The sequence below is a fragment of the Algisphaera agarilytica genome (assembly GCF_014207595.1).
GTDB classification, from domain to species: Bacteria; Planctomycetota; Phycisphaerae; order Phycisphaerales; family Phycisphaeraceae; genus Algisphaera; species Algisphaera agarilytica.
Genome location: NZ_JACHGY010000001.1, coordinates 1,344,576 through 1,370,601, shown reverse-complemented (window position 1 = coordinate 1,370,601; position 26,026 = coordinate 1,344,576). Strand labels below are relative to the sequence as shown.

Here is a 26,026-nt window from a genome sequence, read left to right as displayed (position 1 = left end):
TTCAATCCCGCGGTCTGCGGGGACGGAAGGAATCAGTATGCCCAGCGTCGACACCCCCGAGTTCGAACCCACCTGGACCTCGCTCCGCCGACACCAGACGCCGCAGTGGCTGATCGATGCGAAGTTCGGGATGTACTGCCACTGGGGGCTCGGGTCGATCCAGCAGCAGCCGGGCTGTGAAGACTACACGCCCGAGCAGGCGGTCGAGTATTTCACGGCCGAGGCATTCGATCCCGCGGAGTGGGCCGAGCTGTTCGAGAAGACCGGCGCGAAATTCGCCGGGCCGATCTGCTGGCACGGCAGCCCGTTCCTGCACTGGGACAGCAAGCTCGATGATTTCAACAGCGTGAAGCAGAACCCGCACCGCGACATCATGGGCGAGTTGGCGACGGCGATCCGCGCCCGCGGCCTGAAGTTCTTCGGCTCGTTTCACAGCATCAGCGACGACGGCTGGATGGAGCGCGCGATGGAAGCCGTCGATCTGCACCACCCCGATGTCTTCTGGGTCGACGCCAGCTTCGGCGGCACCAAGCAGTCCCATCACCTCAAGATCGTTCACCAGTCCCACTACCTCGGGCCCGACGAGTCGACGCCCTACGACCCCGACGCGCCCAACCCCGGGCACTTCCCGCCCGGCGGGATCGAACGGCTGTCGGACCACAACCAGCGGGCCTTCCTCGCCTACCTGTTCAACGATGCGCAGCGGCGCGGGGCCGACATCGAGTTCATCTACAAGTCCCACGACATCCCGCCGGGCGTCGGCATGCGCGACCTGGAGAACGGCCTGCTCGACCACGTCGCCTACGACCCGTGGATGACCGACGTGGACATGAATATTTCGCCCGACTGGAACGTGCACGGCTGGTTCCACCGCGAGGGCCTGCCGTTGCGGTCGGCGGCCAACATCGTCCGGGCTCTGGTCGACATCGTCAGCAAGAACGGCATCCTCCTGCTCAATGTGCCGCCGCTGCCGGACGGGAGTTTTTCGGATGAGGTGCGCGGCACGCTCGACGCGGTCGGGCAGTGGCTGAAGGTCCACGGCGAAGCGATCTACGGCGCTTCGCCCTGGTCGGTCTTCGGCGAGGGGCCGACGGTGATCAAACCGTTGAACCCCGGCTCGTATCACCACAACGACCACTTCGCCACCACGCTGTTCACCCCCGAGGACATCCGCCTGACCGTCAACGGCACGTCGCTCTACGCCACCTGCCTCGGCGAGCCGGTCGGCGGACGGGTGGTGGTGCAGGCGTTGAGCACGAACTTCAAGGTCATGCCCGACACCCTCAAGAACGTGTCGCTTCTGGGTAGCGATGCGCCGCTGGCTTGGGAACACGGCGACGACGGCTTGGTCATCGACCTGCCCGACGGCTTCACGTCCAGCCCGCTCGCCAATGTGTTCAAGATCGAAACGCTCTGAACGCCTACTGAATCCATTACCTCACCCGTAATCAACTTCATTTGCGCAAGGATCACTATGCAACCCCGCCTGTGTCTCGCTAGTTTTGCCGTTCTCCTGCTTGGCGTTGTCGGCTGTTCATCCACCGACGCGGTGAGTACCCGCACGACTGCCAGCACCGTGACCGTCGACCCGACGCAGACCTGGTCGATCGAAGGCCACTCCGACCTAAACCGCCAACAGTATTTCAGCATCGCCCAATCGGCGGGCGACGGCTTGGATGAGCTTAGCCAAGAGCAGTTCGACTATTACTTCCGCGAGCTGGGCATCACGTTCGGCCGACGGGTGAACCTGCTCTTGGCGGGGCACACCTACGAAGAAATCGTCTTCGAAGACCCCGACCGTCCGGGGCGGGTCGATATCGATCGGCTCAAGAACGAGCCGCCCCGTACGCCGGGCAAGTTCGATGACCAATTGCGCGAGATGTTCCCCGACGGGCTGGACCTCGTGGGTACCGAAAACTTCCTGAAGACGACCTGGCCGCCGTTCATGGAGACCTACGTCCGCGAGGAAGACACCACCGGCCACCACCCGATGGTCAAGGACCACGACGCCGCGGCCGAGGGCATGATCGCGTACCTGAATCACCGGTTTAACGACTGGGACCGCCCACGCTGGTTTGAGGGCTTGAACGAACCCGACTGGTTCTTCAACGTGTACAACGACGAATCGTTCTTCGGCCTGCACGAGGGCTTCAAGAACTACCGCGACGAGGCGGGCCTGAACATGGAGGTCGGCGGGCCTTGCTTCCCGACGTCGCAGTACTTCAAGAACAACTACCAGACGCTGCCCAAAACCATGGGCCACTTCATCGACCAGACCGAGTGCGATCTGGATTTCTATTCCTTCCACCCGTACGACTACACGATCTGGGACGAAGAGGCCCAGACGTTCGACGCCCGCGTCACCGGCGGCCTGCCGATGGACGCCGACCTCGATGCGCTCGTGAACTACACCGTGCTGGAGCACGGCAAGGAAATCGACGTGGTCATCAGCGAGCACGGCGCGTACATGGTCGACACCGCCGTCCGTTACGACCAGATCGATGCGTTGGGTGTACGCCTGTTCCCCGAGCTGTCTGACTGGGACCGCTGGATGAAGCAGAAGGAGATCACCGACTTCATGATGGTCAACGGCGCGATCGCCCACACGCTGACCTTCATGGACCACCCGCATACGGTCGAGAAGGCGATTCCGTTCATCCTGCTGGAGGCCTCGAGTTGGAAGCCCGACCACTACGCGGCGCTGCTGGTTTCGAAAGATCACCAATCCCCGGCTGAGGAGTGGGTCGAGTCGCGTATGGTGGACTTCTGGAAGGTGTTCAAGGATGTCGACGGCCGACGCGTCCGCGGCTGGTCGATCGACCCGGACATCCAGCAGCAATCGTTTGTCGATGGGGACCGTCTGTTTATCGTGCTTAACAACCTGGCGGGTGTGCCGCAGGACGTGACGCTCGACATCGCCAACGCGGATGAGGTGCAGTCTTACGAGCTGCGTCGTTTGAGCCGCAACGAGGACTTCACACCGAACTACTCCGAGCAATCGGTCGAAAGCGTGGATGCACTCACGCTCGCGCCGCAGGAATCGGTGGTGGTGGTCGCGACGTACGCTGAGCCGATCGTTGAGGCGCAGCGTTTCGAGGAATCGGTGCACTATGGCGACCGGTCGTGTGTCGAACTGACGGGTCAGGATTCGGCGACGTTCAAGGTCGCGGTGCCGGACGTGGAAGACGCCGAGACGGTCACGCTCCGCATTGCGGTCGGCCGACCCCACGGCACGGACCGCGACCTCGCGGTGAAGTTCAACGGCCATGCGGTCACGATCCCCGTAGAAGACTCGGCCGACCGCTTGGACCGCAAGCACAAGTACGCCGACGAATACGGCGCCCTCAAGCGGGTTCGTATCCCGGCCGAATGGCTCGAAGCCGAGAACGCGGTGGAGGTCAGCTTCCCCGACGGCACAGGCGGCGGCATCGGCTCGGTGGTCCTGCGGGTGTCGCGAGCCTCAGAGTGATACTGCTGCGGTTTAACGCTCATCGTTGTGGCAGCCGGGCGAAGCCGATGACCAGTTTGCCGTCTTTGGTTAATCCGAGGAGCTTGCCTACATAGTCTTCGGCGAGCAGGCCGGCGTCGGCATCCTCGAACACCACAAGCATCCCATCATCGTGGCGGATGTTTTCGATGGCTCGACCGCCTCGGCCGAAGTTCACCTCGGCCGAGGCGCCGAAGCGCAGCGAATCGAGATCGAGATCACGCGAGGGATCGAAGCTCGGCTCAGAACGGATCAAGACTTCCAGCCGCGTGGTTTCACCGGTAATCGGCTCGGTGTGTTGCATGGCTAAGCGTTTGTGGACGACCAGCGGCAAGACCATGTTCTTCGAGCTGTGTTTGTCGCGGGCCAGGTCCTGACGTTTGGGGACATCGATCGCGGCGAGCGCGAGGTGCGTGGCTCGGCCGTGCTCGTCCTGGAGGATGTGCGGCCGTTCGAGCTTGTACCACTTGGTGCGTGTGCCGTCTTCGTACGCGGTGACGCCGGGGGTGTAGGCGGTACCCGGGTCGCAGATCCAGTGGATGCCGTCGGGCGAGCGCAGGTAGATCGCGCGGTAATCGAGGAACGCGTTGATGATCATGTGGAACTGGACTTCGTCCTTCCACAGCACCGGGTCTTCGTAGTTGGAGTTGCGGTATTTCTCGGGGACGACCGGGTTGCCCTGCAGCGGGCGGGTGAGCACCTTGTACGGGCCCAGCGGGTTGGCGTCTTCGCTGACCATCATCGCCCCGGCCTTGGTGACGAACAGGAACCGGCCGTCATTGAGATGTACGCCCGAGAGGTTGCGCTCGAAGCGGTAGTGGAGTTTCTCGGGCTCGCCCGATTCACTGGCGTCGTAGGTCAACACGCCCAGCCGTTTCCAAGGCCCCGCCATCGAAGTCGAATGCAGCATCGTGGGCTTCCAATCGATCAGCGAGTAGAGCAGGTACGTGCCGTCGTTGAGCAGCACGATGTTGGGGTTGTGTCCCAGGCCGTTGCGGAAGTCATACGCGGTCTCCCGTTCGACGCGGTACGGCCCGACCGGGTGGTCCGACACCGCGTGGGCGACGGTGGAGTGCGGCCATTCCCAGTGGCCCTTTGTGGCGTTGGCGGGCCAACGGGTGACGACCATGTGGTACCGCCCGTCGTGGTCCTTGACCGGACGCCCGCCCCAGTAGCTCCAGTCGGGGTGCTCGATGCCGTTGGACGGATCACGCGGCAGCACCGAGTCGGCCCCCCAGAGGTCGGATCGTAGTTCGCCAACGATCGGCATCGGCCGAATCAGATCGCTGAAGGACGCACCGGGGACGGTCTTGACCCGAGCGGTGATGGGCTCAGAGGGTTGGCTTTCGTTGCCACTGTGGTCCGTGGCCACCACGGCGTAGGTGTTGTTCACGCCTTTGGCGGGGGTGAAGTCGATGAACGATCGGCGGTTGAGCCCCTGGGCGATCGCTTGGCGGCTCTGTCCCTGTGCGTTGCCGCGGTAGACGGTGTAACTCGCCACGTCCGGTTCGCTCGGCGCATCCCACCGCACGTTGACCTCGGCGTCGAACACCTCGGCCTGAACACCTCGCGGCGGGGTGGGAGCCTGGGCATCGGCCTTGGCGATGACTACGGGGGCGGACCCCGCAGACTCGGGTTCGCCCAGGCGGGTGACGACGTAGCGGTAGTTCAGGCCGTGGATGAAATCGCGGTCGACAAAGCGGGTCGATGATGTGGTGTGGATCGGCTGATAGGCCTCGCGGGGGTTGGCCTGGCGGTAGATGCGGAACTGGCTGTTGGGCTGCGCGTTGGGGTCCGACCAGTTCAACGCGATGCCATCGTCAACCACTTTCGCAGCGACATCGGGGCCCGCGCGTTCGGGGGCGCGGACGCTGACGTTCACGTACTCCAGCAGCAGCTTGATGCTCTTCTCCGAGCGGAACGTGACCCGCACAAACGGCAGACCCGCGGCGGCGTCTTCCTCGGTGACGGTGTAAGCCCCCTCGAAGTGTTCAACTTGTTTGTCTGATCCCTGCAACTCGACGTCCTCGGCGAGGACGCGCTCGTGTTCACCGAAGACCAGGCTGACGGTGAGGGTGCTGTTGCTGATGTACTCGAGATCGGCCCCGAAGCTCCAATCGAGGGTGTCCCCGGCACGGGGCGTGGGGTAGTCCGGGTTGGCGCCGAGCACATCCGATTCGGCGATGCCCAACGCACTCATCGAGAACAACGCGCCTTCGTGCAGCCCCATGTTGGTGTTGCCCTGAAGCGTTCGTGTCGTCCAGTGGGGAGACTGCTTGCCCGCCCGCCAGGATGCACGGACGGCCTCGAAATCACCATCAAGGAGCGGGGGCAGCGGAGCGCGATCCCCAAGCAGCGGGATGTCGGCCGAACTGGGACACGCCAGCAGGCAGGCAAGGACGCAGGAAGCGAGGCGAGGAACAAATGGCGGTCGATTCATCGTGTACTTCTTAAAACAGATTTTGTGTGTCGTCGTCACACCATCTTGAACCGCGCGCTGCGCATGCCCATCGACACGGCTTCGGGGTTCGAGGCGAGGCGGAGGGCTTCGGTGCCGGAGATGGTCTTGGCGGTGTAGAGCTCGAGCAGGTGCTGGTCGAAGGTCTGCATGCCGTTCTCGCGGTGCTCGATGATCTCGTTGAGGTCGGCGGCCCGGCCTTCGTGAATGAACTTGCGCACCGCCGAGTTGGACCGCAGCACCTCGACCACGGGCACGCGTCCCTTGCCGTCCACCGTCCGGGCGAGGCGTTGGCTGATCACCGCTTCGAGGTTCGTGGCGAGTTGGACCAAGAGCAGGTCGCGCTCGGCGGGGGGGAACAGCGCGATGAGGCGCTGTACGGTCTGCGCGGCGGTGGTGGTGTGGACCGTGGAGTACACGGCGTGTCCGGTGTCCGCGGCCTGGAGCGCGGTGGCCATCGTGGTGTGGTCGCGCAGCTCGCCGATGAGGATGACGTCTGGGTCTTGACGCAGGGCTTCGCGCAGCGACGCGAGGAAGCTCGACGCGTCGGGCCCGACCTCGCGCTGGGCGACGAGGGACTTCTTGGGTTCGTGGACGAACTCGATGGGGTCTTCGATGGTGATGATGCGGTTGCTGCGGTTGTGGTTGAGGTAGTTCATCATCGCCGCGAGGGTGGAGGACTTACCCGAGCCGGTGGTGCCGGTGACCAGGACCAGGCCGCGTTCGATCAAGGCGATCTCCTCGACGACGGGCGGGAGGTTGAGGCTCTCGACCGTGGGCACGTCGCTGGTGATCCGGCGGATGGTCGCGGCGGGGTGGCTCTTCTCGTGGAACACCGCGACGCGGAAGCGGGCCAGGCCCTCGACGGCATAGGACAGGTCGACCGCGCGGTCCTCCTCGAAACGCTCCTTCTGCCCGTCGTCGAGGATCGGCTCGACGAGCTGGGTGAGCGATTCGTCGGTGAGCGGGTCGAGTTGGAGGGCGACGAGCTTGCCGTTGAGTCGGACCATGGGCGGCGAGCCGACCTGGAGGTGCAGGTCCGAGGCCTGGTGCTCGGCCATGGCGGCGAGGAGGGTGTCGAGGTTCATGCGGGGCGCTCCGGTCAGAATGGGGGAAGCAGAGAGGAGCACGCATGATAAAGCCTGGGGCGAGCGGAGCGTATGGGGTCATGGAGATTTGGCGCGGATTGCGGTACCCTGTTGGATTGGCTGACGCCCGACGCAGCCCCACCCCACCCCCACGCGACGACCCGTATGACTTCTGAATCTGAACCCACGCCCGCCCCCGACGCCGGGGACGACGCGGCGACCTCCGTCCGCTTTGCCGACCTCGCCCTGCCCGAGGCGGTCCAGGCCGCGCTGGCCGAGGACGGCTACGAGACCCCTTCGCCGATCCAGGCGGCGATCATCCCGTTCCTCTTGGAGGGCCGTGACGTGATCGGCCAGGCCCAGACGGGCACCGGCAAGACCGCGGCGTTCGCGCTGCCGATCCTCGGCCAACTTGCTGCCGCGCAAGAATCGGGTGACGAAGACGGCAAGAAGTCCAAAGGCCCCAAGGCGCTTATCCTCGCGCCAACGCGTGAGCTGGCGATCCAAGTGGCCGACAACTTCGCCCGCTACTCCCGCAAGATGAAGAAGGTGCGCGTGCTCGCGGTGTACGGCGGGGCCGACTTCCGTGGCCAGGCGATCCCGCTGCAGCGCGGCGTGGATGTCGTTGTCGGCACGCCGGGCCGGATCATGGACCACATGCGCCGCGGCACGCTGGACGTGTCGAACGTGCGCACCCTCGTGTTGGACGAGGCCGACGAGATGCTGCGGATGGGTTTCGTGGAAGACGTCGAGTGGGTCCTCAGCGAGACCCCGCCCGGCCGGCAGGTCGCGCTCTTCAGCGCGACGATGCCCCACGCGATCAAGAAGATCGCCGAGAAGCAATTGGAGAACCCCGAACGGATCACGATCCAGGGCGGGAGCAAGACGGCCGACACCGTGCGGCAGCGCTACTGGCGGGTCGAGGGTGTGCGTAAGGTCGAGGCGTTGTGTCGATTGCTGGCGACCGAGCCGGTCGACGCTGCGATCGTGTTCGTGCGCACTCGTTCGGCGACGTCCGAACTGGCCCGCTCACTCGAAGATGCGGGCTTCCCCGCCGCGCCGCTGTCGGGCGACGTGCCCCAGGCCCAGCGGGAGCGGACGATCGAGGCGCTACGCAAGGGCCGATTAAAACTCGTGGTGGCGACGGACGTCGCGGCGCGGGGGATCGATGTCGAGAGCATCTCTCACGTGTTCAACTTCGACGTGCCCGAGGACTCGGAGGCGTACATCCACCGCATCGGCCGGACGGGACGCGCGGGCCGGACGGGCGAGGCGATCCTATTCGTGGAGAACCGCCAACGCCGACTGCTGATCAACATCGAACGAGCGACCGGCAAGCCGATCGAGAAGATGCTGCTGCCCACCGCCGCGGATGTGCACGCGATCCAGCTCGAGCGCTTCGGCGATCAGCTCAAGGAACGCCTGACCCGCAAGCCGTCGGGTGAGGGCGAAGACGAAGCGCCCAAGCCGCCGAAGCTGCGTGGCTTCATCGATGCGATCTGTGAGGAGACGGGGCGCGACGCGGCGGATGTCGCGGCGTTCCTCGTGGGCCCGGCGATGGCGTCTGTGCTCGGCGGCACCCGTGCGCCGTCGGGCAGCGCACCCAGCAGTTCGCCCGATCGGCCGCGACGCGATGCGCCCCGTTCGGAGAAGCCGCGCTTCGACCGTTCGGACCGTCCCGCGCCGCGTGCGCCGATTGGCGGGGGCGGCGAGCTGTACCGCGTGGCGGTCGGTCGGGCCGATGGTGTACGTGCGGGTCACCTGGTCGGCGCGATCGCCAACGAGACCGGCCTCGACGGCCAGGACATCAACAAGATCCGCATCTTCGATTCCTACAGCACGCTCGAACTGCCCGAGGGCATGCCCAGCAACGTCTACGACCTGCTGCAGCGCACCACCGTGCTCGGCAAGCCGCTGCGCATCAAGCTCGCCTCGGCCCCGCGCGACGAGGTCACCCACACCGGCCCCGCGCACGCGCCCACCAAGCGCCACCAGCCGATCAAGCACCACCCGCGCCCCCACAAGCCCAAGCCGTCGGGAGGCCATGCGCCATCCGACGCCACGCCCGCCCCGAAGAAGCCCAAGGGTAAGACCAAGTTCAAACCCAAGGGCAAGTTCAATCCTTCGGCCGACAGCCCATCGGACAAGAAGTTCAAGCCCAACAAATTCAAGCCCAAGCACAAAGCCAAGGCGGGCAAGAAACTCGCGGGCAAGCCCGGCGGCGGCGTGAAGAAGAAGTCCAAAACCAAGAATTCCGACGGCGGGCACTCGCTCGCCCCGGCCCCCTTTGCGGGCGGCGGCGGCAAGCCCATCCGCAAAAACAAAGGCCTCCGCCGGAAGTAGCCGCCCACGCTAAGTTCGGCCTGCGTCTGGATTGAATCCGCCCCCGCGGGTCGGCTAGCATACTTACGTCTATTTTTCATTTCTCGAATTCAGGAATCGATCGATGCTGCGATTGGGATGTTGTTTGTGGATGCTTGCGCTGGTGGGCTGTGCTCAGGTGCAGGACGGCCCCGCTTGGGAACTCGTCTTCGCGGAGGAAGGCGATGGCGAACAGGGCGCAGCGCCCGACCCGGCGAAGTGGGTGCACGACATCGGCGGCTGGGGGTGGGGCAACCAGGAACCCCAGACCTACACGCCAGGCAACGACAACGCGTTTTACGACGGCAACGGCATGCTCATCATCGAAGCGCGTCGGGAAAACCGAACGGGCGAGGACGGCATCGCGGCGGAGTTCACCTCTGCACGGATCAAGACGCAGGGGATTTTCTCGCAGCGCTACGGTCGGATCGAGGGCCGATTGAAACTGCCCGAGGGCCAAGGGATTTGGCCGGCGTTCTGGATGTTGGGCGACACGATCACCAGCGAAGGTTGGCCGGCGTGCGGCGAGATCGACATCATGGAACTGCTCGGCCACAAGCCCCACGAAGTTCACGGCACATTGCACGGCCCGGGCTACTCCGCCGGGGCGGGCCTGCAGGGTTCGTACCACCTCGCCGACGGCGGCTCGTTTGCGGACGGCTTCCACGTGTACGCGGTGGAGTGGGAGCCCAAGGAAATCCGTTGGTACGTCGACGGCGAGCTGTATCACACGCGGACCCCCGAAGACGCGGGGTTGAACGAGTGGGCGTTTGAAGTCCCGCACTTCGTGATTCTGAATATTGCCGTGGGCGGGGCCTGGCCGGGCTACCCGGACGAGACGACACAGTTCCCTCAGCAGATGCTGATTGATTACGTGCGGGTGTACCGGGATCAGAACCTAGCGTACGACGACGCCGAGCTGGCGGCGTATCACGAAGCGCGTAAAGCCAACCACATCCTGGTCGAGCAGGCCAAGCTCGAAGCGGTGCTGGAGCCCAAGCCGATTCCGGGTGTGGTGCAGGCGGCGCACTTCCGTCCGGGCGGCGAAGGCGTGGGCTATCACGACGCCGACGCCGCCAACCAGGGCAGCGGCGCGTTCCGGCAGAGCGAAGGCGTGGACCTGGGCTACTGCTCGCAGGAGGGCGTGGACTTCAGCGTGGGCTGGACATCACCCGGGGAGTGGTTGGCTTACGACCTCGATGTTCAGCAGGCGGGCAAGTACCAAGTCACCGCACACGTGGCGTGCAAAGGCCCGGGCGGCGTGCTCCAACTCGACCTGAACGGCCAACCGATCGGCGAGGCGGCCGTGATCCCCGACACCGGCGACTGGCAGAACTGGCAGACGGTGTCGCTGGGCGTGGTCGAACTCGAGCAGGGTGCACAGGTCCTGCGCCTGACGATGCCCGAGGGTAGCGCGGCCGGCGTGGTCGGCAACGTGTCCCAACTCGTGTTCGAAATTGCGGAATAAGTGTCGCGTGGTACAGCAGTGATTAATCGCAGATCGCGGCTTACTCGGCGCTCCACTTGATCTGGAACTCGATCTCTTCGTTGCCGTCTTCGCGCTCGTGTTCGATGTTGTACGTCGCGCGGACGGGGACGTAGATGCGTTCACCGGCGATCTGGATCTCGAACTGCTCACCCGCTTCCAGGTCGTCGGCCAGGCGGCGGAGCTTGGCGATGAACTGATCGATGGGGTAGGTTTTTTCGAGGTCGCGGTCGGCTTTCTCAACATCAGACATGGCGGGTTTCTCGTTGGGGTGATTAAGGACCCGCGAACGATAAACCCGCCGTGTCAGCGTTGTGTGAATGTCATGCGGTGGATTAGTCTTCGTCGGACGTCTTACGGCGTCGGCCGGCCATCAGTCCGATCAACCCGAGCCCGGCCGCGGCGGCGGTGGGGGTGGGCACGGCCTGGACCGCGGCCCGGCCGAAGACGTTGACTTCCTGTTGCAGGAAGACGGTGGTGCCCGACGCGTCGCGGTTGAACTGGACGGGGGCGATCTCGATTTCCTTGATCACCAGCTCGACCGCGTCGATCTGCCAGTCCGACCAATCGATCGCCTGGGCCGAGGCGGGCAGTTCTTTGGCGAAGTTGGCCAGGAAAAAATCGGGTTGCTGGTCGGGCAGCGCGGTGAGGCGGGAGTTGACCACCCGGCCGGCGGGCTGGGTCAGGGCGGCGACAAAGTCGTTGAACCCGGGGTCGTTGTCGGCGGTGGCGACGAGACGGGTGCCGTCGTCATCGGTGGTGAGCTGGCGGTTGGTAAACAGGGTGCCGTCCATCGGGCCCAGCACGTTGATGATCGCGTTGCCGGGTTGAGCGAAGCCGATCTCGACGCGGAGGGTGTCGTAGTCGACGACTTGTCCGCTGCCGCCGTTGGCCGTGAAGAGGGTGTCGATGAGTTGGCTGCCGGCGGGCACGCTCGCGGCGTGCGCGGCCGAGGACAGGACGGCGGCGGTGAGGGTGGCTGCGATCATCGACGAGCGGAAAAACATAGCGGGCTCCGGTAAGAAGGTGGAATGCGATAAACATGCTCCACGCGTCGCGGTCGGCAAGGGAAAAGCGGGGTCCGGGAGATCGGGCTTGGGCGGGGTAGGGGTTGTGACGGTTGTGCCTGCTGTGTGGCTCGACCGGGTGTGGTTGGTATGTTGTCGTGCTTGTCCCCGAGCTGTAGCCATACCCCCGCGAATCGAGACCCGTATGTTTCAGACCCAAGTGATTGAAAGCGGCCCCCTGCGTATTGAGGTGGTGCCCGAGCTCGGCGGGAAGATCATTTCGATCCGCGACCAGCGCAACGGCTACGAATGGTTGTGGTCGGCCGACCGCGAGGCGGCGTTGTTCGCCAACGACCCCAACGATGCGTTCGAGGACAGCATGATGACGGGGATCGACGAGTGCATCCCGACGGTGGCGCCGTGCGAAGTCGGCGGCTCGCCCTTGGCCGACCACGGCGAGGCGTGGAGCAAGCCGTGGGAAGTGCTTCCGCAAGATCCGGGTGGGCCAGAGCGCATCGCGATGCGGGTCGAGCTCTGCGCGGGGGCGTTGGTCTTTTCGCGCAGCCTGCAGGTCGAGGGCGACACCGTGTTGCTGGATTACGCGCTGCAGAACCCGACGGACGCCGAGGTGCCGGTGTTGTGGTGCATTCACCCGTTGTTCACCCTCACGCCAAGGACACGGCTGCGGATTCCGCGGCTCGCGGGTTGCTTGGGTGAAGTCGAGGCGGCGGTCGGGATGCCGTTGGAGGATGGCCAGGAGGTGGCGTTCCCCGACCTCTCGCCGGGCCTCAGCTTCGACGGCGCCAGCTTCCCCGAGGGCAGCTGCACGAAGCTCTTTTACCCGCTTGATGCGCAGCGGGGCCAGACGGTCGAGGCGAGCATGGAGGAGCCGGGCGTCGGCGTGTTGACGATGGCGTTTGAGGCGGGCGAGTGGTTGAACACGCTGGGGATCTGGCTGGACCGCGGCGGGTGGCAGGGCTACCAGCACCTGGCGATCGAACCCACCAACGCGCCCTACGGCCGCCTGAGCGACGCCATCGCCCACGCCCCACGCGATGATGTTTTTCTGCAGCCGCAAGAAGAAAAACGTTGGCAGCTTCGGCTGCGGGTCGAAGCGAACTAACGCGGCTCAGACCCGCACCAGCGTGCACAACGCGTTATCCCACCGCCACTCGGTTTGGTCCATGGTCAAGTGGACGCCGCCGAACCAGCGATCGATGCCGTTGGCCTTGATGAAATCCGCTTCACCGGACAGAAGTTGGCGCCCGAAATCGGTCAGCTCGAGTCGGGTGTCCGCCGTCACGCGTTCATCTCCCGCGGCCATCACCATCGGCGGTGTCGGCGCATCGACCAAGCGTTGGAGGTAGTGATACACCACCGCGTCGCCGAGGAACGGGGCGGCCTCGCGCGCTTGAGTTTTGGCAAAGAGTTCGGATGCGGTGAGCGATTCGGCTTGCAGTTCTTCGAGCAGGAGTTGTTCGGTGAGGCCCAGGCCGTTGAAGGTGGAGGGGTATTGTTGGAAGTGACGCCGAAGCGCTGCGTCGAGGAAGGGCAAGTGCGCGGTGTCTCGGTCGAGCCAGCTCCGAAGTTGCTGGGGATCGCAGCTGCAGAAGTCTTCCCAGACGCGCTGCCCGAGTTCGATGTGGTCGGCAGTGAGGGGCAGGCGGGTGTCGAGCAGCGAGATGATCTGGTCGGGTTGGAGTTGGCCCAGGCCGAGGAAACGCGGGATGCCGGGGAATTCGCCGATGCAGATCAGGCTCACCCGCGAACGCGTCGCGGGGTCGTGCTGCGCGAGCCAGTGGAGGTGGCGGATCAGCAGCAGCTGGTCGTACAGGTCGTGTTCAAACCAGAAAACCCGTTCCCTTCCGTCGCCCGGGTTGGCGAGTGCGGCGTCGGCTGCCGCCATGTGTTTTTGGATGCCAACGGCGTCGCCGAAGCCCATGGCAGCGAGGTGTTCGGCCCGGGTCTGACGCCAGGCGTCCGGCGAGACGCGGACCGGCGTGGGGCCTTCGTGAAGGATGTCGGACCAGACGACGATCGGGTCGGGCGGCTCGGCTTGGCGGAGTTGGTCCGCGGCCGCGTCGCCGTTCATCACATGCAGGCAGCCGAGCTCGGCTTGAGCGACAAGGCTGTTGGATGCCTGTTGTTCGCGAAAGATGTCGTGGGCCATGTCGGGGATGCCTTCAGTGGTGTCGGGGAACAGATCGCTGAGCCGGCCGCGGGCACGGCTGAGCAGAGAGCGGGCGGTTCCGGCGGGGATGTCCAGGTGCTGCGCGACCTGTTGGGTGCTGAGCCCGTCGAGGTGGAACAGCAGCAGGGGGGCACGGTAGCGCGGGGGGAGTTGGTCCAGGGCGCGATTAAGCTGCTCGGCCCACTCACGGGCATCGAGGTGGTCGCCGGGCCGGTGGGTCGCGGCGAGCGGTTCACTCGCGTTGTCGTGGTCCAGCGAGAGCGTGTCTCGCCGGGTACGCAGGCGGTCGATGCTGCAGCCGAACACAATCCGCATCAGCCAGCCGCCGAAACGCTGCGGGTCGGCCAGGGCGTCGAGGTTCTGCATCGCCCGGATCGCCGCGTCCTGAACCGCGTCGTTCGCATCCGCGTCGTTGCGGAGGATCGAGAACGCGGTGGCGTACATCGGCTGATCGTAAAGCGACAAGAGCGTGCCGAACGCCTCGGTGTCGCCGTGGTTGCGGAAACGATGGATGAGACTGGTTGGATCGGGTGTCGTCATGGTGTGTCTACAGTCATGACGGATCGGGCGGGCGATGTGCTGCAACGGCGTAACGATATTCGGCAGAAAAAGTCTCACGCCCCGGGCGGTCAGAGCAACGGGCCGAGCAGGCGGGCGGTGTTGTCGAGGAGGCGGGTGCGGAGGGGGCGGTTCTTCCAGTCGTCGAGGCTGGCCATGTTGCAGTTCATGAGGTAGGACTGCTGGAGGCTGGTGAGTTTGCGTGAGAAGTTGGTGTCGTAGATGAACAGGGTGAGCTCGAAGTTGAGGTAGAACGAGCGCATGTCGAGGTTGACCGTGCCGAAGGCGGCGAGGTGGGAGTCGATGGTGACGGATTTGGTGTGCAAGAGGCCGTCGCGGTACTGGGCGACTTTCACCCCGGCCTGGAGCAGGTCGCCGAGGTAGGCGTTGCTGGCGTGACGCACGAGGAACGAGTCGTTCTCCTTCGGCAGGATGATCAGCGTGTCGACGCCACGCGCCGCGGCGGAGGTCAGCGCGATGAGCAGCGCCTCGTCGGGGACGAAGTAGGGCGTGGTCAGCGTGATCGATTCGCGGGCGGCGTAGATCGCGCCGATGAGCAGGCGGTGGATCGACTCGGGGTTGAGCGACGGGCCCGACGGCACCGCCTGGACCGACGCGCCGGGCTTCATGACGCCTGTCGTGTCCTCATCAGAGGGAACAACCGCCCCGGAGCCGCGACCCAGTTGTCCCAGGTCTTCCTGAGTTTCGAGCTGCCAGTCTTCGAGGAAGGTCATGCCCAGCGCCTCGACGGCCGGGCCCTGGACGCGCACCATCGCGTCGATCCACTTGCCGACGCCCGCGTCTTGTTTGAAGGTGTTGGGGTCGATCATGTTCAGCGATCCGGTGTAGCCGATGTGGTCATCGACGATCAGCAGCTTGCGGTGGTTGCGTAGGTCCAGCCGACGGAAGATCGCCCGGAACAAGCCCGCGGGCAGCGACGCGACAATCTGCACCCCGGCGCTGCGCATCGCTTTGAGTTTTGGGGATCGGCGGAGGAAGGTCTTGCTGCCGACCGCATCGACCAGGATACGGCAGGTCACGCCGCGCTCGGCGGCGCGGATCAGGGCGTCGGCGATGAGGTCCACGTCTCCGCCGTCCGCCCAGATGTAGAACTCCAGGTGCACGCGGTTTTGCGCCGCGTCGATGTCTCGGGCCATGGCTTCGAGCGCATCGTGGGAGTCGTCGTACAGGTCCAACTGGTTGCCGGGCAGGGCGGGCATGCCCGAGACGCGTGTCGCCTGGCGGTGGATCGGCTGGGCGTCGACGGGCAGCGCTTCCCAATCGGGCTGGGGCCGCTGCTCGCGCAGCTCGGAGCGCCAGCCGGCGAAGGCGTTGTGCAGCTGCACGGTGGCTTGAGCCCGGCGAGAGCCCAAGCGGTTTTCGCCGAGGATGAGGTAGATGCCCGCACCGACGAACGGGATGAGCAGGATCAGCGTGAGCCAGGACAGCGAGACGCCGACCGAATGCCGACGCATCACGACCCGTACCGAGAGCCCGACGCGGATGACCAGGTCTGCGATGAAGATCAGGTTCGCCACGAGGGTGGCCTCGTCGGCGTAGTCGGCGATCTCGGCGAGCAGCAGCGGTAGCGGCATCAGGGGGCTCGGACGGGGCGAGTGGTTCAACACAGCCTAGTGCAGCCGGGCGCGGGGCGGAGGCTTTGCGGTGTTGGAACCTCAATAAACTTTGCGGCCCCGGGTGCGGGGCGCCGGGCAGCGTCGAAAGGCCATTGTCCACAGCAACTTACGGTTGTGTGGATTCCAATGATTATCGGCCAGCGGGCGGGCTTCGGTTGACGGTTTCGGGGGTTGAGGGTGATGATGGGGCGTTAGGCACCCGATGAAACTGTTCGCGGGGCGTTTTCTGTCCTTAGGATCATTCAAGCTGTGCGATATCGATTTAGAGGACTACTGCGCGAGACCGGCAAAGCGGTGGAGGGCCACGTCGAGGCCCCCACGGTCGATCAGGCCTATGACCTGATGGCCGACAACGGCATCGTCTGCGAGGCGATGCGTGAAGACCCCCGCATGGGCGACTTCACCACGCCCGGCGGCCAGGCCCCCGCGGGGCAACCCGGTGCGGCCCCAGGCGAAGGCGGCGCCCCCGATGAATTCACCAGCGCGATCGACTCGGCGCTCGATACCAGCTCCACGCAAGTCAATGTGGACGACCTCTGGCGGCGTTACCGCGGGCAGAAGGTCCGCGTCATCGACCGCGACAAGATCCGCCAACGCGTCATGAACGTCGTGACCAAGGCGCTGCAGCAATCGGTATCCGGCAAGGACGACCGCGACCAGACCCTCGAACGGGTTGAAGAAGCGCTGGGCAAGATGTTCGGCGACAACAACAACCTCACCAGCGAACTCTCGCCCCAACAGGTGGCGATGGAAGACCAGATCAATCGGCTCAACAAGGTCGTCATGACCATGGAGAAGTCGATGGCCCAGCTCACCATGGCCATGCGCCGTGGCGGCGGCTGGGGCGGCGGATCGGCCGACCACAGCACCCGCGGCGACATGATCAAGGCGGTCAAAGACCCCAAGAACGACAAGGTCCTGCTGGAGATCTTTGAGAGCAACCTCAAGCTGCAACGCGGCACTAAGGAAAAATCCCCGGACCCCAAGGCGTCGTCCTAAACCGCCGATAACACCCAAAGATTCGAAACTTCCCCGCGAAAGCCCTACGGTATTTCCGACAACCCCCGGCCCGACCGTCCCCTGCGTCGGCCCATCGATTAGGAGTAGCTCCGATGAGTAAAGACACCGTTTCCGCCCCCCAAGACGACAGCGTCGCCGCTGAGAACGCGCTGTACTTCGGCATCGACCTTGGCACCAGCCGATCGTCGATCGCCAGCGCCTCGGGCGTCCGCAAAACCGTTGAGTCCTACGTCGGTTGGCCCAAGGACGCGGTGTCGCTCAAGAAGTTCGGCGGCCAGGAGATCATCTTCGGCAAGACCGCCCTGGACAACCGCATGTCGCTGGACCTCTACCGCCCGCTGGCGGAAGGTGTGATCCAGGTCGACAAGGAAGGCGACCGCAACATGGAAGCCGCCCGCGAGCTGATCAACTACCTCGTCGAGATGATCGAGCCCGGCCGCGGCCAAGCGCTCTACGGCGTCGTCGGCGTGCCGTCCGAAGCTTCGGACAAGAACAAAGAAGCCATCATCGAATCGACCAAAGGCATCTTCGACTCGGTCATGATCGTCACCGAGCCGTTCTGTGTGGCCTACGGCCTGGACCGGATCAGCGACGTGCTCGTGGTCGACATCGGTGCGGGTACGACCGACCTCTGCCGCATGCACGGCACCGTGCCCTCGGCCGACGACCAGATCTCGCTGAACGTCGCCGGTGACGCTGTCGACAAGAAGATGATGGAACTCATCAACAAGAACTATCCCAACGCCCAGGTCACGATCAACATGATCAAGCGGATGAAGGAGAAGTTCGGCTACGTCCACCACGCCAAGGACAAGATCGAAGTCGAGTTCCCGGTCAACGGTAAGCCCACCCCGCACGACGTCACCGACATCGTCCGCGAGGCTTGTACCATCCTGGTCGATCCGATCGTCGAAGCGATCCACAAGCTGATCGCCACCTTCGACCCCGAGTTCCAGGACACCCTCCGCGGCAACATCATCCTCTCGGGTGGTGGTGGCCTGATGGACGGCCTGAACAAGGCGATCGAAGACAAGCTCGACCGCGTCGGCGGCGGCAGCGTCACCGTTGTCGAAGAGCCGATGTACGCTGGTGCGAACGGCGCGCTGCAACTGGCGCTCGACATGCCCCCGAGCTACTGGCAGCAGCTCAAGTAAACCTGCCGACAACCCAGAATCTCAAAAGCCCTGCCGTTTCGACGGCCGGGCTTTTTTACGAAGCGATCGCGTCGGTCGTTCTCACGGCCGGGCGCAAAAAAATCACGGCCGGGGTTCGATCGTGGTGCGATGAACTCGGCCGTGATTGAGTAAGAGGTGTGGGAATGTCAGGCCGCGGCGATCCGCTCGAGGCGGGTCTTCACGGCACGGCCGAGCTTGCCGGCGGCTTCGCTGATGGACTTGTACAGATCGTCGCTGGCGTGGTCGACGGCGAACGGCTGCTGCCCGGCGATGCGGGCCTCCATTGTGACGCGCTTGTCGTCTGACGCGGATTTGCTGGCGTTGTCGTCGCGGAGGTGGACCTCAACCCGGGTGACGCGGTCTGCGACGTGGCGTAGGGCCGAGGTGACGGATTCGGTGGCCGAATCGATCAGGGCCTGGCTGGATTGGATGTCGCCTGCGTTCACTTGCACGATCATGAGGTTCTCCTTTAATGAAAGGGGGAATGGAACTGTGAATCGTACGAACGGCAGCGACGCGGGATCGGAAATCCGCGTGGTAATTTTTGCATTTCAGGCATAGGCTTATCGGTATGTCGACCGAGAGCCCCGCTGTTTCCGAAACGGTTTCGCCGCAGCTATCTGGCAAGACGCCGTGGCTGGCCGTGGAGATGTCGGCGGTGTTCCTTGTGCTGCCCGCGTTGATCGCATTTGTGCCGATCAAGGTGCCGTTGATCCCGCTGCTGGTGGTGATGGCGTTGACGTGTCTCTGGCTGCTGCGTCGCGACCCGTCGTTCGACCGTCGGCAGCTCTGGAACGCGAAGGTGATCCGCCGGGCGGACCTGCTTTTCATCCTGGGACGTTTTGCGGTGTTGGCCGCAGTGTTGGCGGGGCTGTTGCAAGTGTGTCTGGGTAAAGAGATTTGGGGGCTGAAGTTTCCGCCGGAGATGTGGATGCTGCCCCGGTACAAGCCGTGGATCTGGGTGGCGGTGATGGTGGGGTACCCGATCGTGTCGGTGCTGTTGCAGAACGTGGTGTGGCGGGCGTTTTTCTTCCACCGCTACCGTTCGTTGTTTGGGACGGGCGTGGGCATGGTCGCGGCCTCGGCGGTGGCGTTCGGGTGGGTGCACGTGGTAATGCTGAACTGGTTCGCGGTGGTGGCGACGCTGGTCGGGGGCGTGATGTTTGCGCAGACCTATCGCCGAAGCGGCTCGATGCTGCTGTCGTCCATCGAGCACGCGCTCTACGGCTGCTGGGTCTTCACCGTGGGCTACGGGCTGATGTTCCTGTACGGCAGCCTGCCGCCCGAAGCACGGGAGATGCTCCGCTCGGCGGGGGGCTGAGCACGGAAGCTTCCGAATGTGTTGGTTGCCTTACTCCCCTCCCTTGAGGGAGGGGCCGGGGGAGGGTGCATGGCCTGTGATAATGCCGCGGTTGAGGGCAAGGTTTCACACCCTCCCCTAACCCCTCCCTCAAGGGAGGGGGATAAACCGCCATCGCACGATCAACCGTCTTACGCGGCTTTGAGCTTGGGGCTCTGGCCGACGGCGGGCGTGGTGATTTTGAACGCGCGGCGGTTGAGCCGTTGACGCTCGGCGTCGAGCTCGCGGCCGAGCTTGGCCTGGGCGTCACGCAGGTTACGCAACGCGGTCCACTCGGCTTCGAGTTCGCTGCGCATCTCGGCGACCTCGGCACGGTCGTTCTCGACCTGCGACTGAGCCTGGGCGAGCTGTTCGAGCTCGGCGTTCAGCTGGGCGTGGGTCCGGGCCATCGCTTCCTGGCGGGTGGCGAGCTGCTCGGCGTGGTCGTTGAGCTGCTGCTCACGGGTCTCCAGCGTGGCGGTGGCGCTCTTGTGCCAGTTCTGCAGGGAGACGCAGTGCTGTTCGAGGTCGGCCATGAGGGCCGCGCCGTCGGTCATCGGCGGCGTGGGCACGGCGGGGGCTTCGGCGGGAACGGCGGCAACCGGTTCGGCGGTCTTCTTCTTCAGGGTGCGTCGGGGCATGGTGGTCTCTCTTGTCGCGGGGAAAACAGGGAAAGCGATCCTTGGTTGCATCGGGAAGATCCGGGGTCGGCTTGAGCGCTTGATGCGGGTTATGCGGGATAGGTTCCGGGGCCCGCGTTCCCGCATCTCTGTGAAATTCCGATAAATCAGGGTTCCCCGAACCGCGGCGACGCGTAAGATCAAAGTATGTTTGATCGACGCGATTTTTTACGGTCCCTGATGGGAGTGACCGCGGGTTTGGCGATCGGCCGACCCGCTTTGGCGGGCGAGGCACAAGCCGGAGCGGCGGCGATGGCCAGCCCGCCCACCGAAGACCGGCTGGGCAAGCTCCTGCCGATGCGGCGGATGGGACGCACCAACGAATGGGTGACCACGCTGGGCCTCGGCGGCTCGCACATCGAATACCGCGGACGCATCTCGATGAAAGAGGCCCAGGCCATCATCGAAAGCGCGATGGAAGAGGGCGTGCGCTTCTTCGACAACGCCCAGCAGTACGGCAACGGCGAGGCGGAGCGCCGCTTCGGCCAGTTCCTCACGCCCAAGTACCGCGACGTGATCTACCTCATGTCCAAGACCCAGGCGACCACCCGGAAGCAGGCCGAGCGCGACATGGACGAGTGCCGCAGCCGGATGAAGGTGGATGTGATCGACCTGATGCAGGTCCACCACATCGCCAGCCCCGAGGACGTCGATCAACGTATCGACGCGGGGGTCGTCGATGTCCTGCTCAAGGCCCGCGAGGAAGGCAAGATCCGCCACCTCGGGTTCACCGGCCACGACACGCACCGCGCCCACCTGCACATGCTCAAACGCCTCGACGCGATGGGCGTGGAATTCGACACGGTGCAGATGCCCATGAACGTGGTCGACCCGAGCTACGAAAGCTTCATCCTGGAAGTCCTGCCCGCGCTGGTCGAGCGCGACTACGGCGTCTTGGCGATGAAGACGCTGGCGTTCGGTCAGATCGTCGGTAAGAACGAGGGCTGGGGACGGAAGAACAGGGTTGCGCCGAAGGTGGTGCCCGAGAAGATGACGCTGGCCGAGGCGTTGGGTTTTGTGTGGTCGCTGCCGGTGAGCACGATCATCAGCGGCATGATGTCGCCGGAGATGGTGCGGGAGAACGCGGCGTTGGCCCGGGCTCACGTGGACCTGACCGAAGAGCACCGGCTGGCGTTGATCGACAAGGCATCGGAGTTTGCGGGGCCGGATACGGAGTTCTACAAAGACAGGGTTTAAACGCGGCGATGTTTTTTTGGCTGTCGGGTCGCCTGCGCGGCGAGCGGCAGGGGCTCTGCCCCTGCACCCCGTAAACAGCCACTAAGACACGAACTGCCGTCCGACGGCGAGCCAGATGGGCATAGTGAGGAGGCTCAGGGCGGAGGTCGACAGCGCGATGATCGTGGCGGTGGGGGGGTGGCCGCCGAAGTGGCGGGCGAGCAGGATCGGGAAGATGGCCGAGGGCATCGCGCTGTGCAGGAGCATGACGCGTTGGAGCTCGACGCTTGCGCCGCCGCCGGGCAGGTGCGAGCCGATTAGCCCCGAGCTCCCCAAGGCCACGGCGAGGCCGAGGAACATCATCGGTAGCAAGCCCAAGCGCAGGATGCAGCCGGTCGTGATGATCGCGCCCGCTCGGCCGAGTGCGCCGCCGTCGACCTTCGTACGGCGGAGCCCGCCCAGCGCATCCACCATCGTCGCGCCGATCAAGAGCAGCGCCACGGGGATCGCGCAGCTCGCCAGCCAATCGATGCCCTGCCAGATGAAGCCCGTGGCCCCGGGCCACCACGACCGCGCATCGACCATATGCAGCCCGAGCGCCACGACCAGCGCGATCGATGGGCCGTTGAGCATGCGACGCAGCCCGGACAACCCCAGCGAGCCGCTCACCACCGCGATGCCCAGGGTCCACATCGCCAGGTCGACGCCGACGTTGTTGACGAAGAGCACGCCGAGCATCGGGTCGCCCGGGCCGTAGAGCGACTCGGCGAGCGGGATGGGCAGGTAGCCGTAGTTGTGCAGGCCGACCGCGAGGGCAAACGTCCGCCGCGCTGCGGGGCTCTTGAGTCCGATCTTCGGCCCCAGCATCCAGGCGAACAGCCCGCTGATGCCGAAGGACAACGCGGTGACCCCGAACCCTACGACCGGCGGCAGCCAGACGTTGTTTGCTTCATCGAGCGAGGGGTTGCCCACGACGCTGCGCAGGATCAGGCAGGGCACGAGCACGCGCACCACCACCTTTAGCAGCGAGGCGTCGGCCTCTTCGGTCAGCCAGTTGACTCGGCGGAGCAGGCCCCCGAGCCCGACCACGCCGAACACCGCCAGCGTCGCGGCGAGCACATTCAGCCATTCGTCCATGGGCGGGAGTGTAGCGGGTTGGTTCGCGGATAGGTTGGTTCTACTCCTCCCCCTTGAGGGGGAGGCCGGGTGGGGGTGACGTGTGCTCTGGGTTTACGAGCGTGCCGCGGTTTCGAGAGGCGCCGCACCCTCCCCTAACCCCTCCCTCAAGGGAGGGGAATGGAAGATCGCCTTGGAGCCACCGGTCCTCAGCTGCGGTTCATCATGAACGTCGCGACCTGGTCGAAGAACTGCGTCAGCGGGGCGTGGGTGTCTTCGGGCAGATCGGCCTCGGCCAGCGACTGGCCCATCAACTGGGTCCAGCGGTCCCGCGCCGCCTGGTCGATCGCAAACGGCATGTGCCGCATCCTCAGCCGCGGGTGGCCACGCTGATCGGAATACCGCGTCGGGCCGCCGAAGCGTTGCACCAGAAAGTCGCGCAGCCGCTGCTCGGCCCCCTCCCAATCGTTCTTGGGATACATCGGCCCGAGGATGTCGTCGGCCTTCACCCGCTCATAGAACCCCGCGACGAGTCGGGCAAACCCGTCTTCGCCGATGCGGGTGTACAGCGAGCCGAACGGGTCGACGTCGGGGGTGGGCGGCGTGGTGTTCATCGCGGGTCTCAAACAAAAACGCTTGCGGCAGAACGATCAAAATCGGTCCGCCGCAAGCGTGGGGTGGTCGGAAAGGCTGGGCTCAGCGGTTCTTCAGCTTGGCCAGCAGACGCAGCATCTCGAGGTACAGCCAGATCAGCGTGACCAGGAGGCCGAAGCCCGCGTACCACTCCATGTAGTCCGGGGCGCCTTGCTGGGCACCGCGTTCGATGAGGTCGAAGTCGAGCAGCAGGCTGAACGCGGCGATCCCCACGATGAGCAGGCTGATGCCGATGGACAGCGGGCCGGTGCCGTGGAGGATCGACTGGCCGATACCGAAGAGGCTGAGGACGATTGAGACGAGGTAAAACAGCATCACGCCGGTGACCGCCATGATGATGCCCGCCCGGAGTTTCTCGGTCACCTTGATGATGCGGAAGCTGTAGAGGATCAGCATCGACGCCGCGACCCCCAGGGTGCAACCCACGGCCTGCACGACGATGCCGTTCAGCGGCAGGCCGCCGCTGGTCTGCTGGGCACCGAACGAGGCTTCGTAGATGTACGAGATCGCTCCGAGGAACAGGCCCTGGAGCAGGGCGTAGATCGGCGAGGTGAAGGGCGACCAGCGCGGCTTGAACATCGTGATGAGCGCGACGATGAACCCGCCGATCGCTCCGCCCAGGGCCATGGGCATCGTGTACGAAGCGCCAGAGCTCGCGGCGCTCCACGAGAAGACCGAGGTGCCGACGCAGATCGCCAGGAGGATCAGCGTCTTGTTGACCGCGCCCTGCACGGTCATCACGTCGGGTTTCTCGGCGTCGTACACATCGACGGCCTGGTTGCGGAAGGTGTCGTCATTCAGGGTGGGGTTGCTGCTGAACATAGTTGGGGTGTCCCGGAGGAAAAGGGTGGGTGCAGGTCTGAGGGATATCGTAGCGGGCCCGGGGTCGGCCGGACAAGCGGAATAGGGGGCGGGTTTACTGGTCGGCGAGCATCTCGGCGAGGAAGCCCTTGAACAGCCGGCGGTGCTCCTCTTCGTCGCCCTTGAGCGCGATGCAAAGGTCTTGGGTCACCGGGTCGATGCCGTCGGTCGCCTCGATGATGGTCTGGTACTGGTCGATCGCGCCTTGCTCGGCGTCGATCACGCCGTGGATCACCGACAGCACATCCAGCTGGTTCTCGGGCGGCTGGAGCGAGGTCTGGGCCATGCTGAGCTCCTGCGAGCCGGGCACCCGGCCCTCGAGGACCTTGATCCGCTGGGCGAGTTGCGTGGCGTGAGTCAGTTCTTCCTGGATGTCGGCCGCGAGGGCGTCCTTGATGTGCTTGGCCTTGAAGCCGTCGAGATGGATCGAGTTGGCCAGGTAGTTGGCGACGGTCTCGATCTCCATGTTGTAGCTGATGCGGAGCAGGTCGACGATGGTCTGACGTTGGTTGTCGTCCATGGGTAATCCCGTTGGGGTGAGGGGTTTGTGTGAGTATTACGAAAGATTTTAGCCCCGGTTCGGCAGGCCGGGGGCGGGCCGGGTATCTTCGTCGGCATGAGATACGCACTGATTATCGCTGGCGGTTCGGGCACTCGTCTCTGGCCGATGTCCACCAAGGAGCTCCCCAAGCAGCTCATCCCCTTCGTCGGCTCGGACGAGCAGGGCCAGGGCGGCCGATCGCTGCTTCAGATCGCCATGGAGCGCCTCGAAGGCCTGCTCCCCGCCGAGCAGATCTACGTCTGTGCGGGGGAATCGACCAAGCAGGTCATGCTCGACAAACTGCCCGGCCTGACCGAGGACCGCTTCATCAGCGAGCCGATGGGCCGCGACACGCTCAACGCCGTGGGCCTGGGCTGCAGCGTCCTGAAGCACAAGGACCCGGACGCCACGGTCGCGATCTTCACCGCCGACCACATCATCGAGCCGGTCGAGGACCTCTTGAAGATCGTCGACCAGGGCTTCCAGCTCGCCGAGGCCAGCGACAAGACGCTCGTCACCTTCGGCATCGCCCCCACCCACGCCGCCACGGGCTACGGCTACCTCCAGCTCGGCGACGCGATCGACGGCGGCGGGTTCGTGGTCGACCAATTCAAAGAAAAACCCGCCGCGGACATTGCGGACGGCTACTTCGCCGCGGGCCCCGAGAAGTACCTCTGGAACTCGGGCATGTTCGTGTGGCAGGCCTCGGCTGTGATGGGTTGCATCGAGAAGTATGCTCCGGAAAACTTCGCCAAGCTCGACGACCTCGGCAAAAACTGGGACACCCCCGAGCGCGACGCGAAGCTGGCCGAGGTGTACCCGACGCTGGAGAAGGTCAGTGTGGATTACGCCGTGATGGAGCCCGCCTCGGCCGACGAGTCGATGACCGTCGCCGCGGTGCCCATGCCGCTGAGCTGGCTCGACGTCGGCAGCTGGCCGAGCTTCGCCGACACGCTGGAGAAAGATGGTGACGGCAACGCCTCATCCGGCGGCCGGACTGTGCATGTCGAGAGCAACAACGTCCTCGCCGCGACCAGCGACCCCAGACACCTCATCACCACGCTGGGCTGCGAAGACCTGATCGTGATCCACACGCCCGAGTCGACGCTGGTCTGTCACAAGGACCACGCGGAGAAGATCAAGCAGTTGCACGGGTTGGTGGGTGAGCAGATCGGCGAAGATTATCTATGA

Annotated in this window: 22 protein-coding genes; 10 read left to right on the top strand and 12 right to left on the bottom strand. The window is 64.8% G+C overall.

Annotated features, from left to right (window positions below; translation table 11 throughout):
• Nucleotides 1-37 precede the first annotated feature (37 nt).
• Both HNQ40_RS05840 and HNQ40_RS05835 read left to right on the top strand, forming a co-directional pair.
• Nucleotides 38-1,417: an alpha-L-fucosidase gene (locus HNQ40_RS05840; RefSeq protein ID WP_184676943.1), complete on the top strand. Its 1,380-nt coding sequence runs from the start codon at nucleotides 38-40 to the stop codon at nucleotides 1,415-1,417.
• A gap of 57 nt (nucleotides 1,418-1,474) precedes the next feature.
• Nucleotides 1,475-3,469: a hypothetical protein gene (locus HNQ40_RS05835; protein WP_184676942.1), complete on the top strand. Its 1,995-nt coding sequence runs from the start codon at nucleotides 1,475-1,477 to the stop codon at nucleotides 3,467-3,469.
• A gap of 19 nt (nucleotides 3,470-3,488) precedes the next feature.
• On the opposite strand, the gene HNQ40_RS05830 is transcribed toward HNQ40_RS05835, so the two are convergent.
• A complete protein-coding gene (locus HNQ40_RS05830) occupies nucleotides 3,489-5,927 on the bottom strand; it encodes a hypothetical protein (RefSeq protein WP_184676941.1) in 2,439 nt (812 codons plus the stop codon).
• A gap of 35 nt (nucleotides 5,928-5,962) precedes the next feature.
• The gene (locus tag HNQ40_RS05825; RefSeq protein WP_184676940.1) at nucleotides 5,963-7,033 is read right to left on the bottom strand and encodes a type IV pilus twitching motility protein PilT; all 1,071 of its coding nucleotides are present in this window, start codon (nucleotides 7,031-7,033) and stop codon (nucleotides 5,963-5,965) included.
• A gap of 165 nt (nucleotides 7,034-7,198) precedes the next feature.
• On the opposite strand from HNQ40_RS05825, the gene HNQ40_RS05820 reads away from it, so the two are divergent.
• Together HNQ40_RS05820 and HNQ40_RS05815 are read left to right on the top strand one after the other, a co-directional pair.
• Nucleotides 7,199-9,376: a DEAD/DEAH box helicase gene (locus tag HNQ40_RS05820; RefSeq protein WP_184676939.1), complete on the top strand. Its 2,178-nt coding sequence runs from the start codon at nucleotides 7,199-7,201 to the stop codon at nucleotides 9,374-9,376.
• A 103-nt stretch (nucleotides 9,377-9,479) separates the two neighbouring features.
• On the top strand, nucleotides 9,480-10,862 hold the full coding sequence (locus HNQ40_RS05815; RefSeq protein WP_184676938.1) for a family 16 glycosylhydrolase: 1,383 nt from the start codon (nucleotides 9,480-9,482) through the stop codon (nucleotides 10,860-10,862).
• A 40-nt stretch (nucleotides 10,863-10,902) separates the two neighbouring features.
• Here the strand turns inward: HNQ40_RS05815 and HNQ40_RS05810 are convergent, their stop codons facing one another.
• Complete coding sequence (locus HNQ40_RS05810; RefSeq protein WP_184676937.1) at nucleotides 10,903-11,133, bottom strand: amphi-Trp domain-containing protein; 231 nt, start codon at nucleotides 11,131-11,133, stop codon at nucleotides 10,903-10,905.
• A gap of 82 nt (nucleotides 11,134-11,215) precedes the next feature.
• Entirely contained in the window at nucleotides 11,216-11,869 is a 654-nt protein-coding gene (locus HNQ40_RS05805; protein ID WP_221435395.1) for a hypothetical protein, read from the bottom strand.
• A gap of 223 nt (nucleotides 11,870-12,092) precedes the next feature.
• Between HNQ40_RS05805 and HNQ40_RS05800 the strand changes: the two genes are divergently transcribed.
• Complete coding sequence (locus HNQ40_RS05800; protein WP_184676935.1) at nucleotides 12,093-13,010, top strand: hypothetical protein; 918 nt, start codon at nucleotides 12,093-12,095, stop codon at nucleotides 13,008-13,010.
• Between the two features lie 6 nt (nucleotides 13,011-13,016).
• Here HNQ40_RS05800 and HNQ40_RS05795 read toward each other — a convergent pair whose 3' ends face one another.
• Both HNQ40_RS05795 and cls read right to left on the bottom strand, forming a co-directional pair.
• Nucleotides 13,017-14,618 carry an RNA polymerase sigma factor gene (locus HNQ40_RS05795; RefSeq protein WP_184676934.1) on the bottom strand — a complete coding sequence of 534 codons (1,602 nt, stop codon included), beginning with the start codon at nucleotides 14,616-14,618 and terminating at the stop codon, nucleotides 13,017-13,019.
• An 89-nt stretch (nucleotides 14,619-14,707) separates the two neighbouring features.
• Complete coding sequence (gene cls, locus HNQ40_RS05790) at nucleotides 14,708-16,231, bottom strand: cardiolipin synthase (RefSeq protein WP_184676933.1); 1,524 nt, start codon at nucleotides 16,229-16,231, stop codon at nucleotides 14,708-14,710.
• Nucleotides 16,232-16,522: 291 nt separating this feature from the next.
• Between cls and HNQ40_RS05785 the strand changes: the two genes are divergently transcribed.
• Both HNQ40_RS05785 and mamK read left to right on the top strand, forming a co-directional pair.
• Nucleotides 16,523-17,272: a hypothetical protein gene (locus HNQ40_RS05785; RefSeq protein WP_184676932.1), complete on the top strand. Its 750-nt coding sequence runs from the start codon at nucleotides 16,523-16,525 to the stop codon at nucleotides 17,270-17,272.
• 113 nt (nucleotides 17,273-17,385) lie between these two features.
• Complete coding sequence (gene mamK, locus HNQ40_RS05780) at nucleotides 17,386-18,447, top strand: MamK family actin-like protein (protein WP_184676931.1); 1,062 nt, start codon at nucleotides 17,386-17,388, stop codon at nucleotides 18,445-18,447.
• A 167-nt stretch (nucleotides 18,448-18,614) separates the two neighbouring features.
• On the opposite strand, the gene HNQ40_RS05775 is transcribed toward mamK, so the two are convergent.
• The gene (locus HNQ40_RS05775) at nucleotides 18,615-18,926 is read right to left on the bottom strand and encodes an HPF/RaiA family ribosome-associated protein (protein ID WP_184676930.1); all 312 of its coding nucleotides are present in this window, start codon (nucleotides 18,924-18,926) and stop codon (nucleotides 18,615-18,617) included.
• Nucleotides 18,927-19,039: 113 nt separating this feature from the next.
• Between HNQ40_RS05775 and HNQ40_RS05770 the strand changes: the two genes are divergently transcribed.
• Nucleotides 19,040-19,789: a type II CAAX endopeptidase family protein gene (locus HNQ40_RS05770; RefSeq protein WP_184676929.1), complete on the top strand. Its 750-nt coding sequence runs from the start codon at nucleotides 19,040-19,042 to the stop codon at nucleotides 19,787-19,789.
• Nucleotides 19,790-19,959: 170 nt separating this feature from the next.
• On the opposite strand, the gene HNQ40_RS05765 is transcribed toward HNQ40_RS05770, so the two are convergent.
• Nucleotides 19,960-20,448 carry a hypothetical protein gene (locus HNQ40_RS05765; RefSeq protein ID WP_184676928.1) on the bottom strand — a complete coding sequence of 163 codons (489 nt, stop codon included), beginning with the start codon at nucleotides 20,446-20,448 and terminating at the stop codon, nucleotides 19,960-19,962.
• Nucleotides 20,449-20,634: 186 nt separating this feature from the next.
• Here HNQ40_RS05765 and HNQ40_RS05760 point away from each other — a divergent pair, with 186 nt between their 5' ends.
• A complete protein-coding gene (locus tag HNQ40_RS05760; protein ID WP_184676927.1) occupies nucleotides 20,635-21,684 on the top strand; it encodes an aldo/keto reductase in 1,050 nt (349 codons plus the stop codon).
• An 81-nt stretch (nucleotides 21,685-21,765) separates the two neighbouring features.
• Here HNQ40_RS05760 and HNQ40_RS05755 read toward each other — a convergent pair whose 3' ends face one another.
• From HNQ40_RS05755 to HNQ40_RS05740, 4 genes are all read right to left on the bottom strand, one after another.
• Complete coding sequence (locus tag HNQ40_RS05755; RefSeq protein ID WP_184676926.1) at nucleotides 21,766-22,800, bottom strand: AEC family transporter; 1,035 nt, start codon at nucleotides 22,798-22,800, stop codon at nucleotides 21,766-21,768.
• A gap of 188 nt (nucleotides 22,801-22,988) precedes the next feature.
• Nucleotides 22,989-23,393: a globin domain-containing protein gene (locus HNQ40_RS05750; RefSeq protein ID WP_184676925.1), complete on the bottom strand. Its 405-nt coding sequence runs from the start codon at nucleotides 23,391-23,393 to the stop codon at nucleotides 22,989-22,991.
• Between the two features lie 82 nt (nucleotides 23,394-23,475).
• Nucleotides 23,476-24,255 (bottom strand): Bax inhibitor-1/YccA family protein, encoded by a 780-nt coding sequence (locus HNQ40_RS05745; protein WP_184676924.1) that lies wholly within the window; start codon nucleotides 24,253-24,255, stop codon nucleotides 23,476-23,478.
• 94 nt (nucleotides 24,256-24,349) lie between these two features.
• A complete protein-coding gene (locus tag HNQ40_RS05740; protein ID WP_184676923.1) occupies nucleotides 24,350-24,814 on the bottom strand; it encodes a ferritin-like domain-containing protein in 465 nt (154 codons plus the stop codon).
• Between the two features lie 96 nt (nucleotides 24,815-24,910).
• Between HNQ40_RS05740 and HNQ40_RS05735 the strand changes: the two genes are divergently transcribed.
• Nucleotides 24,911-26,026, top strand: coding sequence for a mannose-1-phosphate guanylyltransferase (locus HNQ40_RS05735; RefSeq protein ID WP_184676922.1), 1,116 nt, complete (start codon nucleotides 24,911-24,913; stop codon nucleotides 26,024-26,026).

Excerpts from the sequence above, each read along its gene's own strand:
- HNQ40_RS05765 (WP_184676928.1), bottom strand. The coding sequence starts at position 20,448 with ATGCCCCGACGCACCCTGAAGAAGAAGACCGCCGAACCGGTTGCCGCC.
- HNQ40_RS05750 (WP_184676925.1), bottom strand. The coding sequence starts at position 23,393 with ATGAACACCACGCCGCCCACCCCCGACGTCGACCCGTTCGGCTCGCTG.
- HNQ40_RS05825 (WP_184676940.1), bottom strand. The coding sequence starts at position 7,033 with ATGAACCTCGACACCCTCCTCGCCGCCATGGCCGAGCACCAGGCCTCG.
- mamK (WP_184676931.1), top strand. The coding sequence starts at position 17,386 with ATGAGTAAAGACACCGTTTCCGCCCCCCAAGACGACAGCGTCGCCGCT.
- HNQ40_RS05740 (WP_184676923.1), bottom strand. The coding sequence starts at position 24,814 with ATGGACGACAACCAACGTCAGACCATCGTCGACCTGCTCCGCATCAGC.
- cls (WP_184676933.1), bottom strand. The coding sequence starts at position 16,231 with ATGCCGCTACCGCTGCTGCTCGCCGAGATCGCCGACTACGCCGACGAG.
- HNQ40_RS05810 (WP_184676937.1), bottom strand. The coding sequence starts at position 11,133 with ATGTCTGATGTTGAGAAAGCCGACCGCGACCTCGAAAAAACCTACCCC.
- HNQ40_RS05745 (WP_184676924.1), bottom strand. The coding sequence starts at position 24,255 with ATGTTCAGCAGCAACCCCACCCTGAATGACGACACCTTCCGCAACCAG.
- HNQ40_RS05735 (WP_184676922.1), top strand. The coding sequence starts at position 24,911 with ATGAGATACGCACTGATTATCGCTGGCGGTTCGGGCACTCGTCTCTGG.
- HNQ40_RS05830 (WP_184676941.1), bottom strand. The coding sequence starts at position 5,927 with ATGAATCGACCGCCATTTGTTCCTCGCCTCGCTTCCTGCGTCCTTGCC.
- HNQ40_RS05795 (WP_184676934.1), bottom strand. The coding sequence starts at position 14,618 with ATGACGACACCCGATCCAACCAGTCTCATCCATCGTTTCCGCAACCAC.
- HNQ40_RS05760 (WP_184676927.1), top strand. The coding sequence starts at position 20,635 with ATGTTTGATCGACGCGATTTTTTACGGTCCCTGATGGGAGTGACCGCG.
- HNQ40_RS05815 (WP_184676938.1), top strand. The coding sequence starts at position 9,480 with ATGCTGCGATTGGGATGTTGTTTGTGGATGCTTGCGCTGGTGGGCTGT.
- HNQ40_RS05770 (WP_184676929.1), top strand. The coding sequence starts at position 19,040 with ATGTCGACCGAGAGCCCCGCTGTTTCCGAAACGGTTTCGCCGCAGCTA.
- HNQ40_RS05820 (WP_184676939.1), top strand. The coding sequence starts at position 7,199 with ATGACTTCTGAATCTGAACCCACGCCCGCCCCCGACGCCGGGGACGAC.
- HNQ40_RS05840 (WP_184676943.1), top strand. The coding sequence starts at position 38 with ATGCCCAGCGTCGACACCCCCGAGTTCGAACCCACCTGGACCTCGCTC.
- HNQ40_RS05800 (WP_184676935.1), top strand. The coding sequence starts at position 12,093 with ATGTTTCAGACCCAAGTGATTGAAAGCGGCCCCCTGCGTATTGAGGTG.
- HNQ40_RS05805 (WP_221435395.1), bottom strand. The coding sequence starts at position 11,869 with ATGATCGCAGCCACCCTCACCGCCGCCGTCCTGTCCTCGGCCGCGCAC.
- HNQ40_RS05755 (WP_184676926.1), bottom strand. The coding sequence starts at position 22,800 with ATGGACGAATGGCTGAATGTGCTCGCCGCGACGCTGGCGGTGTTCGGC.
- HNQ40_RS05835 (WP_184676942.1), top strand. The coding sequence starts at position 1,475 with ATGCAACCCCGCCTGTGTCTCGCTAGTTTTGCCGTTCTCCTGCTTGGC.
- HNQ40_RS05775 (WP_184676930.1), bottom strand. The coding sequence starts at position 18,926 with ATGATCGTGCAAGTGAACGCAGGCGACATCCAATCCAGCCAGGCCCTG.